The sequence below is a fragment of the Leifsonia sp. SIMBA_070 genome (genome assembly GCF_046534635.1).
In the GTDB taxonomy this organism is placed as follows: domain Bacteria; phylum Actinomycetota; class Actinomycetes; order Actinomycetales; family Microbacteriaceae; genus Leifsonia.
Genome location: NZ_JAWRYK010000343.1, coordinates 1 through 268 on the forward strand (window position 1 = coordinate 1; position 268 = coordinate 268).

1 protein-coding gene is annotated in these 268 nt (G+C 67.9%); it reads right to left on the reverse strand.

Annotated elements, in window-relative coordinates:
• Nucleotides 1-268: hypothetical protein (locus SB754_RS20610; protein ID WP_410784222.1), on the reverse strand; the 268-nt coding region annotated here is incomplete at both ends.

Here is a 268-nt window from a genome sequence, read left to right on the forward strand (position 1 = left end):
GGCGAATCCGTCCGAGGTCGGCCAGACCCGTGCTCGATACGACGTGCGGCAAGCCGATGTCGAATTCCACGTCGACGCTGCTGATCTGCGCGGACGGCTTCAGCACGACGCCGACGCGGTTCGCGACCGTGAACGGCCCGTCGGTGGTGCTGGTCGGCAGCTTGTAGACGTCGCGCAGCATCGCGAGCCCGCGCTGTTCGAAATCGACCGCTTCGTACGCGTCGGCGAGTCCGTCGGTCGAGCCGTCGCGGAACACGCCGATCGCCTG